This is a genomic window from Faecalicatena orotica (assembly GCF_905197545.1).
Taxonomy (GTDB): Bacteria; Bacillota; Clostridia; order Lachnospirales; family Lachnospiraceae; genus Faecalicatena_A; species Faecalicatena_A orotica.
This window is the reverse complement of record NZ_CAJJZH010000003.1, coordinates 310,416-329,488: the sequence shown is the minus strand read 5'-3', so window position 1 is coordinate 329,488 and position 19,073 is coordinate 310,416. Positions and strand designations below refer to the sequence as shown.

The following is a 19,073-nucleotide window of genomic DNA, read 5'->3' as shown; positions in this document are numbered from 1 at the left end:
TCTCCTTTATGTATCTGTTGGGTAACTGATCACGGTTTAAGCCGCTGTATCTGTTCCAGTAATTCCCGGGTGCCGGATGTACTTCCTAAAATCCCTTCCTCCATAGAAAATACGACCGCCCCGATCTTCAATTTCTCTCCTGCACGGTGCTTTAAGTGGTACTCAGCCTTCTCAAGGATACTCCGCATAACAACATCCAGCATTCCTTCCTGCTTCAGAAGGTCCACGGCCTCCGTCGTCGTCAGGCTTCCCATCAGCCTGCCTGTTATTTCCTGTGATGCCCCATGCAGGGCGGCATGTGCCGCAAATACCTCCATCCGGCAGTCTGCCTGTCTGGAATGGGTATTCATCACCCCTGCCGCCAGCTTTACAAGCTTCCCGATATGTCCGATGAGGAGAATCCCTTTCATTCCAAGACTGACCGCATAATCGATGGTATCCCCGATATAATTACTGCACTTCACAGACAATTCCCCATTAAACTTCAGCGTCTGTGTCAGGAAGTCACTGCCATAGTTGCCGGGTACGACGTAACACCAGTCATAACCGTTTTCTTTGAGCATCTTCATCTCCAGATGAATCGTAGCTGTCAGCGCCTGCTCACTCATTGGTTCCACGATTCCGCTCGTTCCGAGAACCGAGATGCCTCCTTCAATCCCGAGACGGGGATTAAAGGTTTTCCGGGCAAGTTCTTTCCCTTTTGGGATGGAGACCACAATTTCGAGCCCGTCTGTGCTGCCAGACTCCTCTCTCTGGGAATCCACCGCCTGAAGGATCATTCTGCGGGGAACTTTATTTATTGCTGCATCCCCGATCTTCTGCTCCAGTCCCTTCTTTGTCACCCGGCCGACTCCCTCGCCGCCGTCCAGATGCAGCTCTGTCCCCGGGCATCTGCTGACTTTTGTATAGATAAGGATACCGTCCGTCACATCCGGGTCATCCCCGCTGTCCTTACGGACCGCACAACTGACCGCATCCTGACCGATTTGTATATCCTCCACATCCAGATAGAGCAAAACACCCTTGGGAGTCAGAAGGGAAACCTGCCAGATCGTCTCTCCCGTAAGCAGCATATGTGCCGCTGCCTTCGCCGCGGCAGCCGCACAACTGCCGGTCGTATAACCTGAGCGGAGCTGTTTCTGGTTTTTCCAGATCAACGCCCCCTGTTTTTCTTCCGACTGGTACCTGTTCAGATCTTTTTCTGTCATAAGGATGCTCCTTTACATAACTGCTTCGATGTGTTCTATATAAATATTGCGGATACCCCTCATCTCTCCTAATCCTTTGATGACCGCCTTCACCTCATAGCCGGCTTCTTCAAGCTCCGTTTTCCATGAATCTTCTTCTCCCGCCATGTCATTCTTCGCATGATCTCCTGCCACGAGCATGAACGGCATCAGCATGACCTTCTTTGCACCGGATATTTCCAGTTTTGTCATCACATTTTTTAAGTCCGGAAACCCTTCCACGGTTCCCACCAGAACCTGACTGTAGCCTAAGGAATGAAACGTGTACTCCAGCGTCGGATATGCTGAATTTGCATGGTGGTCCGTCCCGTGCCCCATGAATACAAGAACCTCGCCGTCTTCCAGATCTACTTCTGACATCACTGCATGGATTGCCTTCTTATAATCATCCACACTGGTGAGCAGGGGTTTTCCGACACGGATCTTCCGGAACTTATCTGTGTATTCCATCACATCACACATCATCCTGTCATTTTCAATCCCGTTAATGATATGTGTCGGCTGCACGATCACATTCTCAATGCCCTCGGCCGCCATCTGCTCCATTGCCTCTTTCACCGTATTAAAATGCAGATTCTCTGTCTTTTTCAGCTTCTTCAGAATCATCTGGCTTGTAAATGCACGGTACACCCGGTAATCCGGAAATGTCTCTGCAATCTGCTGTTCGATCTTGTCTATGTTCTTTTCCAGAGTATCCATATGACTGCTTCCAAAGCTTACAGCCAGTATCGCTTTCTTCGTCTCTGCCGTTCTCTCCATATCCGTCTCCCTTTATGCAGGTTCACTGCTTTAAACTCCATGTTCTATATATTGTTCTAACTGTCCCATGCTGACAGGCGGCCGGAGGTTCTCCTTGAGAACCCCCTTTTTTACCAGTTTGTCAAATAATTTCAAAACAGCAGGTTCTTCCTGATTCGTCATCTCAAGAGCCTCCTGGTCCGTACATACCGTGACCGGATCCGCCTGAAGCAGAACTTTCCCTTCGTGCATCAGGACAATCTCATCCGCCCATGACAGGGCATAATCAATATCATGGGTAGCCATTAGTATCGTGATTCCTTCATCTGCCAGCCTGTCCACTATCTGGTTCACCATCTTCGTATGTTTCGCATCCAGAGCAGCCGCCGGTTCATCCAGAATAATCACATCGGGATGCATAACAAGGATGTCAGCGATCGAAACCTGCTTCTTTTGTCCCCCGCTCAGGGCATGTGCCGGACGGTCACAAAAAGGCGTAATCTCCAGATATTCAATCACCTGCTCGATATCCTTTCTCACTTCATCCTCCGGCAGCCCCAGATTCAGAGGTCCAAAAGAGATTTCCTGATAAACACTCGCCGAAAACAACTGGTTATCCGGGTCCTGAAAGACGATCCCTACCTTGCTCCTTAAGTCAAGCAGCCCTTTTTTGGAATAGTCAACAGGTTTCCCATTAAACAGAATCATTCCACTGTCCGGCCTGTAGATGCCATTACAGCATAAGAACAGTGTGGATTTACCGCATCCATTTGCACCCATGAAGGCGACTTTCTGCCCTCTCTTAATCCGGAGACTGACACCGTTTAATGAATGCGGTCCATCCTCCTCGTAGGCATAGTGAACATCTTTTACTTCTATTATAATATCCTCTGTACCTATACTCATACCAGTTTCCTCCATATCGTAAGACCGAGCAGCAGAAGCTCAAAGAGCAGGATTCCCACCGCCTCCTCTTTCTTCACAGGATGCTGTACACTAAGCACCTTTATTTTTCCGTTATAGCATCTGGACTCCATCGCATCATACAAAAAATTGGACCGTCTGAGAGCTCTGATAAAGAGTCCTGCACCCATATGCCCGAAAGACTTCACAGATGTTTTCAGATTTTTATTGCCCAGTCTGGACTTCTGTGAAACCATGATAGCGGAAGCTGTTTCCATCAGCACGAAGATGAACCTGTAGATCAGCATCATTAGTTCAATCATCATCTCCGGACAGTGCATTTTGGCTAATACATCGAGAATATCTGTCATTGTTGTATTTAAGGATAAAAAGTACAGACAGGATACACTTGCCATAGCAGTTGCTATCAGCTGAATAGCGAATGCCAAAGATGCTTTGCTTCCTGTGATAAAAAAGGTGCCCACTGGCACTGCATATGCATCCAGTGGGACCTTAGAAAAGTTTACGATAATCGCAAGAGTACTCAATATAAGAAATGTAAATGGTACAGCCAGCAGACGTATGTATCGTCCAAATGAAATCCCGCCCTTTTTTACCGTCAGGAACCCATTTACAAAAAAGGCAATTCCCGCTATTAAAAGAGAGCGGCTGATGATGCAGAATAAAAGTGTCATAACAGAAAATATGAATTTCTCTCCTGCATTCACAAGCCTAAGCTTCGAACGATAACAAAGCTTATCCACTACAATCATATCTTGCTCCTCTCCGGCGCTGTTTCGTTATTTTCCTTTACTCTTCGCTTTTCTGCCATTTCCTGCGCTCGACAAAGCGCCCCATTATGAATGCGATCACACCGACACCAATTCCTGTCTGGAGGCAGAAGATAAGGCTCTCCACTTCTCCTGGAATCTCACCGCCAATAATCTTCTCCAGAACCGGGGTAAACCAGGGAGTATATTCACCGCCCTGCAGTTCTTCCACTACAACGCTTCCCGCATCGTCAGAGCCGCCGAACTCGGCTCCTTTTAAAGCAAACAGGGGAACAAAAGCGATCAGTGCCGCTATAATTAATAAAATGATAACTGTTTTTGCATTCTTACTCATCTTATTTCGCCTCCTTCATAAATCCGATTGCCTTTAGTTCCGGTTTTGCATAGGACTCAAGCGCCATTACGATGATAACGGTAAGGATCCCTTCGATGACTGCCAGCGGAACCTGTGTCGGTGCAAATACACCGAGGAATTTGACTGCCGAGGCAGCAACACCGCCAGACTCTGAAGGATAAGCGAGAGCAAGCTGGATACTTGTTACACAATATGTAAACAGGTCACCTAAGCACGCAGCCAGAAATACAGTAACCTTTCTATTTACTTTAAATTTCATGCACAGTTTATAGATTCCGAATGACAGAAGGGGTCCTGCAATTGCCATTGAGAATGTATTGGCTCCCAGTGTTGTCAGTCCGCCGTGTGCCAGCAGGATTGCCTGGAATAAGAGTACGATAATTCCAAGTATACTGACAGCCGCAGGCCCGAAAAGGATCGCCCCCAGTCCGGTTCCCGTCATATGGGAACAGCTTCCTGTAACGGAAGGGATCTTCAGGGATGAAATCACGAAAATAAACGCCCCTGCCATTGCGATCAGTGTGATGGATTTGCGGTTCTCTTTCATTCTTTTTTTCAGGGAAATAAATCCGGCTGCTAAGAACGGGACACAAATAACGCCCCATGCAATACAGTATCCTGCAGGAAGGTATCCTTCCATAATGTGCATTGCATTTACTGCCGGTGTGACTGCAAACATCACGGCGAACGCGATGGATGCTTTGAGTAAGATTTTTTCTTTTTTTGTCATGTCTTCCTCTCTCCTTTTTTTGTGAATTTGCTGAAAATAGCCCAGGTCCATCACAAAATCGTAAGAGATTCGTAAGGACAACTGGTCATCTCCCCGTAACCATCCAGATCCTTTTAAAAGCGGGTGTTCTGACTTAAGTATCATCACGATATTCCGCCTTCCCATGAGAATCCCCACAGTGACCTTATGGAATACCGCTCCTCTAATACAGCAACGGGTATTGTGCAGGATTCCAACCTGCTTCCCCTGCCGTTTTAAAAAACGGCTTACTTTTAAACTGTCTGCCAGATCTGAACTATGCTTATTGAGCCTCCGGCCCGAATAAGATTTATAAATTGAACAAGAGCTGTTCAACCCGATTGAGCCCTGCCTGATTATACATACAGGATTCAATCTTAAAAATTTTATCACACTTCATGGAAATATGCAATCCGTGACCGGGCCGTAAAACGGCCTCTATTGCAAAAATATCTACGCATATATTATTGTAAACGGCTGTCCCCCCTATGTATTGTAATTTTTTAAGGATACTTAGTAGGAATTATAGAAATCCGGGCAACTGCGACCGAGGGATTATAAACTAATAAAGATTACCATAAAAAAGATGGCCCCGCGTGCTGCCGGCCATCCTTTTTATGTTCTAAAAGGAATGTTAGTCCTCTTCAAAAAACATGTAATCCATATAAAATTCATTAAAGTCCTTATCATTGGACAATCTGATTTCTTCCGAGACGCTTCTGATCTTTTCTATCACTTCATCTGCATCCGGTTCCAGTAATTTTGCAATCGCCCCCTTCAGGCAGCTGTTGCCCACGGCCTCGATCTTTCCCTCACACTCTTTCGGGAGGAGTCCGATGCCGACCGCCTTTTTGATGTCCAGCTGATACCCGAAACCGCCTGCTATATAGACAGTTTCAATTTCGTCATAAGGGATTCCATATCTCAGGATTAACGTCTCCAGCCCCGCCCGTACAGCAGACTTGGCAAGCTGGATCTCCCTTACATCTTTCTGGTAAAAACCGATGGTTCTCCCCTGTGCATCTTCACCCAGATAGAACCCGTCCTCAAAATACTCCTCGTCCAGAAGTCCGGTCTCATCGATCAGTTCTTCTTTTAAAAGCCCGTATGTGATCTCCACAACCCCCGTACCGCAGATTCCTGATATAGGCTTGTCCTGTATTGTCTCTGTAACGGCCTTCCCGTCATGGATTTCAACTTTACAGACAGCACCGGGGATGCTGCCCGTACCGCATGTAATATTACCGCCCTCGAATGCAGGCCCTGCCGCCGTTGATGCCACATAGATCTTATCTTTATTGCCGACTGCCATCTCTCCGTTCGTTCCCAGGTCAATCAGCACGGACACTTTTTCCCTGTTCTGGAAATTAAGGGCGTACATTCCCGCTGTAATATCCCCACCCACATAGGTTGAAATTCCCGGATAGATGTTTACTTCAAAACTACCGTCAAAATCATTTGCTGACTTCCCGCAAAGTGCTTTTACATCCGTCGTAATTTGTTCCAGATTGACCGGAGTAAAGGGAAAGACACCGAGCGTCTCACATGGATATCCCATAAGCAGGTGGACCATCGTAGTATTGGCCCCGATTACCATTCGTTCCGGAAGGATCTTCCCGTTTTCTGTAAGATCTTTTATTCCGGACATCAGGTCTTCCTGAATGCTTTCCTTCAGTTCGTTTCCCTTACCATTCGTGGATGCCTCGATCCTGCTGATTACGTCTGCACCATATGCGCGCTGACGGTTCATGGCCGTATAAGTCTTCACTGCGCGTTTACTCGTAAGATTGACCAGCTGCATGGCAATCGTTGTCGTACCGATATCCGTGGCAATCCCGAATCTGCCCCCTTCGTAATCTCCAGCGTTTCCGTCCTCTGCCTGCAAGGTTTTCCCGCGCCCTGCCTCTTCTCCGAAATCCGTAAGGACTGCAAATCCTTCCTCCTGTCCACAGTCAAGTGTAATCGTACAGTCCCCGGATGCATAGGCACGGCAGGCAAGACGGAACCCCGCCCGGATCTCATCCTCATCGAAAAACCGGCTGTCCTCCGCTGACGGCTTTACTTCCCCTTCCAATACCCTGATCCGGCATTTTCCACAGGTACCACGCCCGGCACATACAGCACTCAGGAATATATTATGCTCCTTGAGCACTTCCATGAGCGTCTGGTCCTTTTTCCCGGTAATTGTTACAACGACCTCTTCGGAACCGCCGCTGCCGCCTGCCGATGAAACCTTCATCGTGAAGTCCGGGATATGCCTCAGCTTACACGTTAAATTCGGACATTTGCTGCAGTCATGTTCAATCTTGAAATTGTCAGAATTTTCATCCAAAAGGTAAATCTGGCAGGTCGTCTTTACCGGGTCATACATGAAGCTTTCCTTGATATGTATCCCTGCCAGTGCTTCCCCGTCTGTTACTTCCAGAGCTTTTTTCTGCGCCGCCATAGGGATATCCTGCGGAGCCTCCATCCGCCGTATAACACCGCGCTTTCTCTCCCTGCACAGCCTGATAATGGTATCTGAAAGCAGGTGGTCCATCTGGAATAGATAATCGTCCGCCATAGCATCGGCCAGCATCCCGCCCAGATAATTGCCTTGTGCAAACAGCTCGGTTGCCCACCGGCTGATTTCGCTGCCTACCGATGTAATGCTAAACAAGGCCTCCTGACTCTCTCCTTCATACTCCGCCAGATGGAATTCCTCCACACTGCCAAACGCAAGCAGAGCCGCCGGCTCTATTTTTTTATATGCTTCGGGCAGCATTTCCTCATATTCTTCCAGGACCTCATCATAGATCTCACTGTCCTCATAACAGTCTATTAAATTCAAAACACTTTCTTTACATATCTTGATGTCAAAATCTTTAATTATCATCCTGCCGCCCTCTCTATAGTTAACACAATTATAATAGTTTCCGATAACTGTCCATAGTTCCGGGCAGCTACAATTTCTATATATAAAGAAAAACTCCCATAAAAGAGTTTCTGCTGATTTTCCTGATTCAATTATAACCAGCGGCCATCTCCTACCCACGATCGGCTGCTGACAATGACAAGTATCCTGGCTCACGGTTCATCCTTGGAATGCCTTCTCATCCTTTGAAAGGACAATGGCTGTTATTCTTCGTCACCGTTTACAGTAGGGGCAAGCCTGCACCGGATTCACACCGGTTTCCTTGATTTTTACAATCGTTTTTCTATGTTCTGATTCGAAATTACTTCCTGTCCATAACTGCTTTCTTTGCTACTTCTGCTGCCGTTGCTGCATCCGGTGTATAGAAATCTGCACCGATCTGCTGTGCAAAACTGTCGTTTACCGGAGCTCCGCCGACCATTACGATAAACTTGCTGCGAAGTCCTTTTTCATTCAACTGGTCTATACAGTCCTGCATCTTCGGCATAGTTGTTGTAAGAAGCGCTGACATACAGATCACGTCTGCTCCGACTTCTTCTGCTTTATCAATAAATACGGATGTCTCAACATCAACTCCAAGATCGTAGATTTCAAATCCAGCCCCTTTGAGCATCATCACTACGAGGTTCTTGCCAATATCATGTAAATCTCCCTGAACTGTTCCGATAACTGCTTTACCTACGGGCTCATTCCCAACTTCAACAAGCTTTGGCTCAAGAACAGATAATCCTGCATTCATAGCTCTCGCCGCAACCAGAACCTCAGGTACGAACACCTCGTTGTTCTTAAACTTTGCCCCGATAATCATCATTCCAGATAACAGACCTTCGTTCAAAATTTCCTTTGGATCAACACCTTCATCTAAAGCCTGCTGTACTAATGCTTTTACATTTTTTGCTCTTCCTTTTTGAAGAAATTCTGACATTTCCTGAATAATAGACATAACTTCATTCCCTCCAACTTATCTTTTTGCCGTCTGGCTGTTTCTGTATTTCATTCTATCTATTTTCCTACTATTGTTCTGGTAATTATTTTAGAATCTTTGTACAAATATTTTCTTTTTATTTTTTGCAGGCTTTATCCCATTTTCGTTTATAATGTGATAAACTAAATAGGAACTACTTACAGAACCAAAGATTAATGGAGGGATAATGTTGAAACCTTTATTGTACTCTATCGTTCCGGAGGAAACCCTGAAGGCCATGACTGATACTTTTTACGCCTGCATGCAGCTGCCGATCCAGGTCATTGACGAGCATGGAGAGTTTATTGCCGAGAGCGGACAGATGGCAAATTTCTGCCGCTGCTTTCAGGATTATCTTCCCAGCGGCGACTCTTGTGAGAAGATGCATATTTCCGCAAGCAAGAAAGCCATAACACTTGGTGAACCTTATATATTCGCCTGTCACGCCGAACTGAACCATATCGTTTTCCCGCTGATCAGCAAGAAAACGTTTCTCGGTTCTATTCTCGTAGGGCCCTTTTTAATGGACCCGGCGGACTCGATATTGATTTCTGATATTGCAAAGAAGTATCATATTCCGACTACCGAAGCACTGGAACTGTACGATGAGACTGCCAGCATCCCGCTGGCCACACCCGCCAAGGTGAATCATATCAGCCGGCTTCTCTACTACATGTTTGCCAACCTGATCAACGACAGTAAGGAAGAGCTGAAGCAAAATAACCAGAAGCTTTTCCAACAGTCCCGGATTAATGAGTCCATCCAGCGTTACAAGGAAGAAAATATCAGTACCAATTCCTATCCCTATGAAAAGGAAAAGGAATTAATCAGTAAAGTAAAGCTGGGTGATGTCAAGCAGGCCAATGCCATTCTGAATGAACTGCTGGGATATGTACTTTTCTCCGAAGGAAACAGCCTGGAAATCGTGAAAGCCAGAGCAATCGAACTCTGCTCCCTGCTTTCCCGTGCTGCGATTGAAGGTGGTGCCCAGACGGACAACATACTGAAGCTTAATAATCATTTCCTGAAAAACATACAGCTTGTCGATACGATGGAAACACTCTGCTATAAGCTGCAGGAGATTGTAGAATCATTTACGGAAAGCCTTTTTAATTATATACCGTCCCAGAACAGTGAGTTGATCAAGAAAGCCATGATCTACATATCCAAGCATTTCAACGAACCACTCACCCTGGAGGATGTTGCCATGCATGTACATCTGCACCCGTCCTACTTCTCGACCATGTTCAAACAGTCAACCGGTTCCTCATTCAAGGAATATCTGAATATGGTTCGTATCGAAGAGAGCAAAAGGCTGCTTTCCAATACAGACTTCTCTATCATTGATATTGCGGTTGCGATCGGATTCGAAGACCAGAGTTACTTTTCAAAGGTATTTAAAAAATATACCGGGCTGACACCCAAGCAGTTCCGGTAATATACGTATCGCACAGGGCATGCCCGCATCAGCAGGACGTGCCCTTTTTTCTAATTTTCTGCCTGATATAAAGCAATGTTTCAGCCGGGCTTGTACCACACTCTTCAGGACGGGTAATCACGACCAGCCGGGCCCCCGTTTCTTTTGCCGCTTCCGCCTTTTCCTGAAAACCGCCTGCTTTCCCAGATTCTTTTGTCACGAAATATCTGGCCCCCGTATAGCGGAGCATCGCTATGTTTAGTTCCTTGCTGAACGGTCCCTGCATGGCAATCAGACTGCGGCCTTTGAAACCAAGTGCCGTACTTTCTTCTACAGCCTCTCTGGTCGACAGTACCCGCGCAATACACCGCTCCTGATAATCATCAATTTCAGTGTACAGCTTCAGTTCCTTGCTCCCTGTTGCTATCAGAACCTTCCCCTCTTTCCCTTTTAAATATTCCACGGCGTCTGAAACGGATTTTTTGAATATAACATGGTCTGTTTCTAATGCCTCTATGTCCTGTTTCTCCCTTAGACACCGTATATATTCCGTCCGGTTTGCTTTACAGGCGTTTTGTATATTCTCCGTCACCACCCTTGCAAAGGGATGTGTTGCATCCACCGCCAGATCAATCTTATGTACATCCAGAAAACAGCGGATGGCCGTCTCATCCATCCGTCCGGCTGCTGTCTCTATATTATCTCCGGTGCCGGTACATTCACGGCCATATTCCGTAGCCGTACTGACATAGACATAAACCGGCAGTTCCTTCAGTGACTCTGCGAGCTGACGCCCCTCCGTTGTCCCGGAAAACAGAAGTATCCTGATTTCTGCAGTTTCCGGGCTGATCCCTAATTGCTGTTTTGTTTCCTCCATGATCTTATCCTCTTTTCGCCTCTCAGTTTAAAAAGAAAGGTTTCTTTTTTTTCTAACAAGTGCAAATGTGGAACCCTCTGAACAGATTTTCGGCTGTATCAGTTCCCCAGCCCCGCAGTGCAGAATTGCGGCCCGCTCACAGACATTGTCCACGCCGGTTGTCTGCTCCACAAATGCAGAATGGCTGCTGACTGTTTCGATCTGTTTTAATTCTTCCGCCGAAAAGGTCCTGAAAGGGACTCCCCATGCATCTGCAAGCTCCAGAATCCCGGCTTCATCACACTTGAGGTCAATACTTGCAAAACCTTCTATCTGTTCCGGCAGAATGCGGTTCTCTTTCAGGACAGCCTGAAGCCCTGCCTCCAACTGCTCCCGCTTCGTCCCCCTGCGGCAGCCCAGACCCACAATCATTCCAGCCCCTGTATGCAGTGTGAGGATATTCCCCCTATGCGGCAGGATCTTTTCATTCCGGTCTGTCACAGCCACACCGAAAGGAAACCTTTCCAGTTCCCCCGGTGACGTACATACGCTTAATTCAGCAGGCACTTTTCCTGAAACTGGCAGCACACTGTAAAAGCCAACTTTCCCGCCCTCCAGAATCTCTGCCGAAATTTCTTTTGCCAGCCTCCTGTCTTCAATCTGCATCCCGTTTTTTTCGGCAAATACATCTATGGCGAACTTTTCCTGTACATCTGTTGCCGTTGTGATAACAGGCACGGCACCTGTCCATACAGATACCATTTTCGCAATCTCCACCGCACCGCCCACATGTCCAGATAAAAGTGGGATTACGAACGAGCCCTTCTCATCCATCACAATAACCGGTGAATCGGTAAACTTGTCTTTCACCCAGGGAGCGATATAACGGACTGCAATCCCAGAGGCTCCAATAAAAAGAAACGCTGCTTTTCCCCACTTTGCCCCTATCCAGGCATTCACATCCTCCGGCAGCGCCTGTATGCCGTCCTCTCCCCCGGCAAACCTTCTGACACTGAAGCCTGTGCATTCCATTCCGTTTTCTGTGAATTTTCGCTTTAATTCTGCATTCAATATACTGCCTGACTTTGTAAAACTAATGATCATCATCTCTATTTTCTTCATGGCTGTATTGTAAGTAATCACGCGGTGAAAGTCAAGATACCTGACTGATGTACCGATGGAAATTTTCAAAATCACCGAAAATGCTGCTGTTCACAGGCAGCCTGTAAACAGTAATACGGTAACAGTTGTACTAACAGGAAAAAAACGGTATAATAATTTTATATTTATTTTTGTATGACAAATCACAAATCCACGAGGGGGAATATTTAAGTGTGGCAGCGTTTTATGACTAATGTAAAGAATATGCTCAGATTGGAAAAAGAATATTTCAAAGATGCAGAATTAGAAATCGCAGAAAAGAACCTTGGACTGCTGAGAATATCAAGTATGATCAATGTTGTTCTGCTGCTGTTCTTTTATATACTCACGCCTTTTATCGTAAAGGGCTGGACAATTACACTGCAGCATTTATTATTTCTCCCGGCTGCCCTGTTGTTTTTTATTTTATCCAGCCTGCTTATGAAGTCGTATTTAAAAAGCAGCCGTACTATTACCGGATTATGCCAGCTGTATGTCGTCGTAGTTTTTGTTTTTGTTATCCTGATTGATGTTTTCCCTTATCCCAGCGCACCGGCTACTTTTATGCCGGTAATATATGTTGCACTGCCTGCACTTTTTATCCTGCCGTTCAGCCATATCTTTTTTCTTATGCTGTGGGCCGAGATCGTTTTTATTGTTTCCGTTAAGGCAGTCAAGATACAGTCAATGGCTGAAAATGACATTTTCAATTCCATCGTTGGTTTTCTGTTCGCGCTGGCTGTCGCCCAGGTCATCCTGAAACTGCGCTCCGAGGACCATGATATCCGTTCCCGGTATAAGCGGCTCAGTATGCTGGATTCTTTGACAGGCATCCTCAATAAAAAAACCTGTGAAGATGCAATACGGAGTTATCTGGATGTCGGAATCCCCCGTACATGTGTCCTGCTTTTCATGGATCTGGATAATTTCAAAGAAGTGAATGACCTTGCCGGACATTCCTGTGGCGACAAACTTCTGGCAGAGACTGGAAGGCTGCTCTTGTCATCGTTTCGTCCGACCGACATCATTGGGCGGGTCGGAGGCGATGAATTTATGGTACTGATTAAAGACTTTTATGATTCTGAAGATACTTTGAAAAAAACATTCACTACCTTTCAGACCGATCTGGTCAAGAGCCTGTCAGGAAATCCTCTGGTAAAAACCTCCTGCAGTATCGGTGCTGTCTGCCTTAAGAAGCAGGTTACAAATTTTGATACACTTTTTAAACTTACTGACCAGGCTCTCTATGATGCAAAGGCTTCCGGAAAGAACCGCTATGTATTACGGACATATTCTAAAACAGAACAAATAAAAAACCCGGAAATCCTGTGATGGCTTTCCGGGTTTTTTATTTGTTATTACTTTTCCATCTCCTGCAGCGCCCATTCCCTGATCTCACCACATGCAATCATCTCACCGCTGTTTCCTGATGGCTGGGTATGGAAGTCATCCGGGTCTTTGTGTATAATCACAGTCCTCCCGGTCACATCATCCGGATGGAACCTCCCCGTGTAGACAGCATTCCACGCCGCACCGTAGGTGGATAAAAGCGGCGGGAGGTCTCCTGCATGCTCCGGATGTTCTTTATGTTCTGGATTATAATGTTTTCCTGCATCCGGGAACGCTTCTTTGCCATCTCCCCGGCAGTCCTTCCCCTCGTGAATATGGAATGCGAAAAACTCCCCTGTCTCCTGGCTCTCTTCATCTGGCAGCCCGTATATCTCTGCCATCACGATTGTCCCGCCGTATACATCAAAAAAGTATACCATGCCATGTATTTCCGGATACTGATCTGAACCTTTTACTTCTGCATATGCCTCCGGCATTCCGTTTAATTTTTCGACCATAACATTACCCTCCTTCTGCATAGTATATGTAGAAGGGGTGGGGGATGTGTCTCTTTTTAGAAAGATTATGTATGGATAGTTACTCTGCTTATTTTTCCAATAGAAGCCAGTTCGCCCGAAACGGCCGCATCAGATTCCAGTACCCAACCCCCAGTAATTCATATTCCCTTGCAAGGTTTAACTTCGCCTGAATACTCCGGACGTCCTCAAACCAGACCTCGTGGGAAAAGCCGTCCCGCATATAGGTAAAATACGGACTCTGTGCGATATCCGAGAATTGTATGGATGCCCCGTTCTCCGCCGCAATCCTGACGGCCTCCACATTTCCGATCAGCCGTGCTTTGGTGATTCCCCTTTCATATGGAAGTGTCCAGTCATAGGCATAATTGGGGATTCCCATTAGAATCTTTTCTCTGGGAATCTCCGTCAACGCATATTCCACGACTTCACGCACCTTATTCAGCGGAGCGACTGCCATGGGCGGCCCGTATGTGTAGCCCCATTCATAAGTCATCAAAAATACATGATCTGCATTTGCCCCCAGCAGCGCGTAGTCCATCCCCTCATACAAAAGCCCCGGCTGGTCCGCAGATGTCTTCGGAGCCAGTGCCACAGATACTGTATATCCATTTGCATTCATAACTTCCCGGACCCTGCCGACGAATTCCGCATAATCTATCCTGTTTTCCGGAAGGACATATTCAAAATCAATATCTACTCCGGAGTAACCGCGCTCCTCAACAGTACGAAGCAGGTTATCGATGACCCGCTGCTGGATCTCTAAATTTTCAACAAGAACCTTTACAAGCTGGTTATTAAAGGCCCCGTTTGAAAACGGGGTCAGCACAAGCAGGGGTTCAATTCCTTCCTCCCAGGCGGCCTCGATCATCCAGAGTTCATCCTGCATAGGCGGTACAAGTTCCCCCTCAAATGTAAAACCATAAGAAAAGATCAACAGTTCATTTAAAGCAGGAAATGCCTGCTCCAGTATATATGGCTCAACAAAAGGATATGCATATCCCGTGACATACATATCCCCCCTCATACTCCCCGACTCTTCCGGCTGCAAAATCAGAAGCGCCTGCCCCACAACCAGTTGTTCCTGGTTCACCAGTTGATTGTCAAAGGCGATTTTCCACATAGGCACCCCTGTCTCCTCAGAAACAGAATATAAAGTATCTCCGCTTTTCACTACATATATAATATAAATCACCCCCATATAGTAATATATGAGGGTGATTCCTGCTTTATGATATTAGATTTTCATGACGCATCCCCAAGCACTCTGGTCAGTGTAGCCCTGAGCACCTCTATATCAATCGGTTTTGCAACATGTGCATCCATTCCTGCATCTACAGATGCCTGAATATCTTCTGCAAATGCATTCGCAGTCATTGCAATGATCGGGATATTCAGAGCATCTTCTCTCTTCATCTCACGAATCGACCTCGTGGCCTCATATCCATTCATCTCAGGCATCTGTATGTCCATCAGGACTGCATCGTATGTACCCGGTTTCCCTGCCTTGAAAAGCCCGACTGCCTGTGCCCCGTTTGTTGCCACTACCGATTTCGCCCCATGCATCGCAAGCAGTTCAACCAAAATTTCTGCGTTAATTGCATTGTCCTCTGCAATCAGGAAACGCCGTCCTGCAAACAGACTTTCAATCTCCTCGTCTGTCATACATGCATCACATTTTTCCTTTGACTCCACAGTCTCATCCAGACATTCGCATTCTAATTCTATTTTGAATATAGTTCCTTTATGAATATGACTTTCTACAGAAATGCTGCCGCCCATCAGGTCAATAAGCCCTTTTGTTATACTTAAGCCCAGACCGGTTCCTTCGACCTGTGCGGCATTACTGCTGCGGGTGAATGGTTCAAAAAGGTGTTTCATGAATTCTTCCGACATACCTATACCAGAATCACTGACTGTAAACCGGAAACGAACCTTCTCATCTTCAGCATCCGACGGAATCTCCTCCGTCAGAAACTCTACCTTCCCACCTTCCGGGGTAAACTTAACCGCGTTACTCAAAATATTCAGAAGTATCTGGTTCATACGCAGAGGATCTCCATAAAACTGCTCATGCACGATATGATCACTGCTGACCAGAAAACGGATACCCGATGCCTTTGCCTGAGGCGCAATGATGGCTGTAAGCTGCCCCAGCATTTCCTGCATGGTAATGCGCATTCTCCCCAACGTAATCTGCGAGCGTTCGATCTTGCTCATATCCAGAACATCATTGATCAGACTCAGCAGGTGCTTGGATGAAGTTGATATCTTCTTCAGGCAGTCCGCCACCCGGCTGCTGTCATCTATATGTGCAGTTGCAAGCGCCGTCATTCCCATAATTGCATTCATCGGTGTTCGTATATCATGGCTCATGGCCGATAAGAATTCGCTCTTTGCGTGATTCGCCTCTTCTGCAAGGGCAAGTGCTTTCTTAAGCGCCTCTTTAGATTCTCGTTCCGATGTCAGCATGTCAGTCACATCGGCCCGAACCACACATACTGTGCTGTGGTTTTCATCTCCCCACAGGACATTGATCTGCTTATACCTGAGTTCCCCTTCTGACTGATAAGGAAACACAAAATCATATCCTGAAGGTTTCTCTTCTAATCCCTCAATCATGGAACTCAGCCTGAATTCTTCCTGTGCCTCTTTCTGATTCTCTTCTGTTCCGTAGTTGGCAGCAAAATCAGCAATAGCGTCATCATAATGCTCTATCACGTATGGGGGCAGGTTCTCGAGGACAGTCTGCCTGGTATATAGCGTCAGACATTTGCTGATGACATCAATAAATCCCGCCAGTTCAAATGTATAAGCCAGCATATTCAGCATCCCCTGCTGCTCACGCACGGAATCCGTCACATCCGTACGAACCAGACAGATTCTGCCGATCCGCAGGTCTACTGCGGATACCGTGATATTCTTTGTCCGGATATCACCGGACTCATTTATTACGGAAAATACAAACGTATAAGAGCCTTCTTTTTCCAGACGGCGGCACATCTCCTCTGGTTCCAGTCCCTTTTTATATACTTCCCTGTTCTTCGGCACTACTACCTCTCGATACATATACTCAAGCCGTTTCCTGTGGCTTCCAAGATGTTCCGGCATACAATCCACATTCTCGTTGCGGGCCAGCACCGTATATGTATCCGTAATTAAGTTCAGGTCTATCACAAAATCATAGCTCGTTACTGAAAGCTTGTGAAGAATCCTGTCAGATATTGTCTGCTCCGTAATATCCGTAACTGTCAGAATTCCTGTTATATCTCCGGTATCAGGTGTCTCCAGAAGGTTAACCTTGAACTGGGCATAGCGGCCTGTCTCTTCTTTAGGCAGCCGGATAAAACACTTAAGGATCAATTCTGTATCACCTTTCCCATATGCCTCAAGAGCCGGTTCATTTAAATACATGTCTAAAAACTGCTGCCTCTCCCGCTCATCAACAACAAGGGTTGAAACCCCTGTGAAAAACGACGTTCTGTTAACACCAAAGTTCTTAAGCAGATCGGAATCTGTACTGTCAATAATCTCCAGTATGAGATTCTGAGTGATATTACAGTGGCCGATGACAAGCGCATCCGGGTCCGGGGTGCGGTAATGCTGCAGGATCTGTTCCCTGTATTGGGCACGGATTTTCTCCTGTTCTATGAGCTCCTTTGTCATATCATGGTAAACTGCATAAAATCTGCTTTCACCGCCCTCATTCCGAATCAGGGAAAACGTACTTTTTACCCAGACATAATCTGAACTTCCTTTTCTCAAACGGTAAACCGCTTCACATTTTCCGTCCCCGCCGGTTATATAACCATCAATTGTCCTTTCCAGCATCTCCAAATCATCCGGATGAACCCCCGCAAGGGCATCATACTTGTACAATTCCCATGCTTCTTCTGAACTCATTTCTGTCATATCGATAAAGCCGTCTGACAAAAACTCCGTAACCAGACCGCCATCCTTTTTGCAGCGCATAACAGATATACCTCCAGGGAGGTTCTTTACAACTGTCTGGAAATATTGTTCGAGACGTTCTCTCTCTTTTCTATTTTTCACTTCTTCTGTAATATCTTTAACATACTTCAGATAAGCCGGGATTCCATTCCAGTCCGTCTCACGGAAGCGGGTACTGTAAGAACGTTCTGTTCCTGTCACTTTCATTTCATGTTCCTTACCATCCGCCCCATGTGTCTTAAGAGTACAGAATTCACACGGGCTGTCTTTTCCATACAGGGCCTTGTAACACTTCTGGCCTATATAATTCTGTCCCTTACCCGGACCTTCTTCGCGTATATTGACATAAAGAAGGTCATAATTTTTCTTGCCAATAATATAAATACTGTCTGATGTATCATTTACGATACTCTGAAAAAGGCGGGTTTCAGATGACATTCCTGTAAACACCGCATAGAATCTGCTGGATTCAGACAGCGGCCCCATCCGGCGTCCATTTAGATGTATCCAGACCAGGCTCCCATTTCTGTGGAACATGCGGTAGGAAACATCCAGTACCTCACCACTTACAAGTGCTGCTTTTGCAGCATTAAAAACACGTTCTCTGTCCGGCTCATAAATGATGTCAAGGGCATCATCCCTGGTCATTTCATTATACTCTTCTCTCGTATGGCCGGAAAGTGCCATCACCCCATCTGAAAAAAAGACAGGAATGAACCGCTCATTTTCCACCTTGTAGCTGGCGATTCCACCGGGAATGGAATTGATCAGGTGTTCCATCTCCAGCTGCGCTTCTTTGAAATCCGAGATATTATGAAATACACAATGAAGAAGCGGGCAGCCATCTTCCTCCCCGATCCACTTCACCTGAACACGCACCCAGACAATATGGCCGTCCCTGTGCTGCTTACGAAATTCAAATTCAGCAACGGCATGTGTTCTTATAACTTCCCTCGCCTTCGATACTACCATATCCGTATCTTCCCAATAGGTCATATCCGCGGCATCACCCTTGACCAGTTCATGATATTCCGCGACCGTATATCCGCTCAGTTCCGGCACTCCGTCTGAGAAATACACGGTTTCAAAAATATCTGAAACTTTATAGATGGCAACACCACCGGGGATTGCGTTGATGATATCTTCCATCTCTCCCGGAAAGAGAGATTCTCTCTGTATCACAC

Annotated in this window: 15 protein-coding genes and 2 riboswitches; of the genes, 2 read left to right on the top strand and 13 right to left on the bottom strand. The window is 46.3% G+C overall.

What is annotated here, in order from left to right:
* Nucleotides 1–29: 29 nt before the first annotated feature.
* From cbiD to ABIN22_RS08240, 8 genes are all read right to left on the bottom strand, one after another.
* Nucleotides 30–1,208, bottom strand: a complete 1,179-nt coding sequence (cbiD, locus tag ABIN22_RS08275) for a cobalt-precorrin-5B (C(1))-methyltransferase CbiD (RefSeq protein ID WP_118620786.1) — start codon at nt 1,206–1,208, stop codon at nt 30–32.
* 12 nt (nt 1,209–1,220) lie between these two features.
* Nucleotides 1,221–2,006: a sirohydrochlorin cobaltochelatase gene (locus tag ABIN22_RS08270; protein ID WP_243099317.1), complete on the bottom strand. Its 786-nt coding sequence runs from the start codon at nt 2,004–2,006 to the stop codon at nt 1,221–1,223.
* 30 nt (nt 2,007–2,036) lie between these two features.
* Nucleotides 2,037–2,891: an energy-coupling factor ABC transporter ATP-binding protein gene (locus ABIN22_RS08265; protein ID WP_346907879.1), complete on the bottom strand. Its 855-nt coding sequence runs from the start codon at nt 2,889–2,891 to the stop codon at nt 2,037–2,039.
* Nucleotides 2,888–3,661 carry a cobalt ECF transporter T component CbiQ gene (cbiQ, locus tag ABIN22_RS08260; protein WP_346907877.1) on the bottom strand — a complete coding sequence of 258 codons (774 nt, stop codon included), beginning with the start codon at nt 3,659–3,661 and terminating at the stop codon, nt 2,888–2,890. The genes ABIN22_RS08265 and cbiQ overlap by 4 nt, the downstream gene beginning before the upstream one ends.
* A 37-nt stretch (nt 3,662–3,698) precedes the next feature.
* Nucleotides 3,699–4,013 (bottom strand): energy-coupling factor ABC transporter substrate-binding protein, encoded by a 315-nt coding sequence (locus tag ABIN22_RS08255; protein WP_118620788.1) that lies wholly within the window; start codon nt 4,011–4,013, stop codon nt 3,699–3,701.
* 1 nt (nt 4,014) lies between these two features.
* Nucleotides 4,015–4,764 (bottom strand): energy-coupling factor ABC transporter permease, encoded by a 750-nt coding sequence (locus ABIN22_RS08250; RefSeq protein WP_118620789.1) that lies wholly within the window; start codon nt 4,762–4,764, stop codon nt 4,015–4,017.
* A 101-nt stretch (nt 4,765–4,865) separates the two neighbouring features.
* A riboswitch (cobalamin riboswitch) is annotated at nt 4,866–5,053 on the bottom strand.
* A 363-nt stretch (nt 5,054–5,416) separates the two neighbouring features.
* Complete coding sequence (locus ABIN22_RS08245) at nt 5,417–7,657, bottom strand: ASKHA domain-containing protein (protein ID WP_346907875.1); 2,241 nt, start codon at nt 7,655–7,657, stop codon at nt 5,417–5,419.
* Nucleotides 7,658–7,816: 159 nt separating this feature from the next.
* Nucleotides 7,817–8,004: riboswitch (cobalamin riboswitch) on the bottom strand.
* Entirely contained in the window at nt 7,998–8,639 is a 642-nt protein-coding gene (locus ABIN22_RS08240; RefSeq protein WP_109732144.1) for a cobalamin B12-binding domain-containing protein, read from the bottom strand. It overlaps the preceding riboswitch by 7 nt.
* A 208-nt stretch (nt 8,640–8,847) precedes the next feature.
* Between ABIN22_RS08240 and ABIN22_RS08235 the strand changes: the two genes are divergently transcribed.
* Nucleotides 8,848–10,098 (top strand): PocR ligand-binding domain-containing protein, encoded by a 1,251-nt coding sequence (locus ABIN22_RS08235; protein WP_243099319.1) that lies wholly within the window; start codon nt 8,848–8,850, stop codon nt 10,096–10,098.
* A gap of 28 nt (nt 10,099–10,126) precedes the next feature.
* Here ABIN22_RS08235 and cobK read toward each other — a convergent pair whose 3' ends face one another.
* Nucleotides 10,127–10,954 (bottom strand): precorrin-6A reductase, encoded by an 828-nt coding sequence (gene cobK / locus ABIN22_RS08230; protein ID WP_346907872.1) that lies wholly within the window; start codon nt 10,952–10,954, stop codon nt 10,127–10,129.
* A 27-nt stretch (nt 10,955–10,981) separates the two neighbouring features.
* Nucleotides 10,982–12,130, bottom strand: a complete 1,149-nt coding sequence (locus ABIN22_RS08225) for a cobalt-precorrin 5A hydrolase (RefSeq protein WP_346907870.1) — start codon at nt 12,128–12,130, stop codon at nt 10,982–10,984.
* Between the two features lie 150 nt (nt 12,131–12,280).
* Between ABIN22_RS08225 and ABIN22_RS08220 the strand changes: the two genes are divergently transcribed.
* Nucleotides 12,281–13,405 carry a diguanylate cyclase gene (locus ABIN22_RS08220; RefSeq protein ID WP_207666096.1) on the top strand — a complete coding sequence of 375 codons (1,125 nt, stop codon included), beginning with the start codon at nt 12,281–12,283 and terminating at the stop codon, nt 13,403–13,405.
* A gap of 26 nt (nt 13,406–13,431) precedes the next feature.
* On the opposite strand, the gene ABIN22_RS08215 is transcribed toward ABIN22_RS08220, so the two are convergent.
* The 3 genes from ABIN22_RS08215 to ABIN22_RS08205 all read right to left on the bottom strand — a co-directional run bounded on the left by ABIN22_RS08215 (nt 13,432) and on the right by ABIN22_RS08205 (nt 19,071).
* The gene (locus ABIN22_RS08215; protein ID WP_109732140.1) at nt 13,432–13,920 is read right to left on the bottom strand and encodes a superoxide dismutase family protein; all 489 of its coding nucleotides are present in this window, start codon (nt 13,918–13,920) and stop codon (nt 13,432–13,434) included.
* Between the two features lie 88 nt (nt 13,921–14,008).
* Complete coding sequence (locus tag ABIN22_RS08210) at nt 14,009–15,124, bottom strand: glycosyl hydrolase family 18 protein (RefSeq protein WP_346908170.1); 1,116 nt, start codon at nt 15,122–15,124, stop codon at nt 14,009–14,011.
* A 59-nt stretch (nt 15,125–15,183) separates the two neighbouring features.
* Complete coding sequence (locus ABIN22_RS08205; protein WP_346907867.1) at nt 15,184–19,071, bottom strand: PAS domain-containing hybrid sensor histidine kinase/response regulator; 3,888 nt, start codon at nt 19,069–19,071, stop codon at nt 15,184–15,186.
* Nucleotides 19,072–19,073 lie beyond the last annotated feature (2 nt).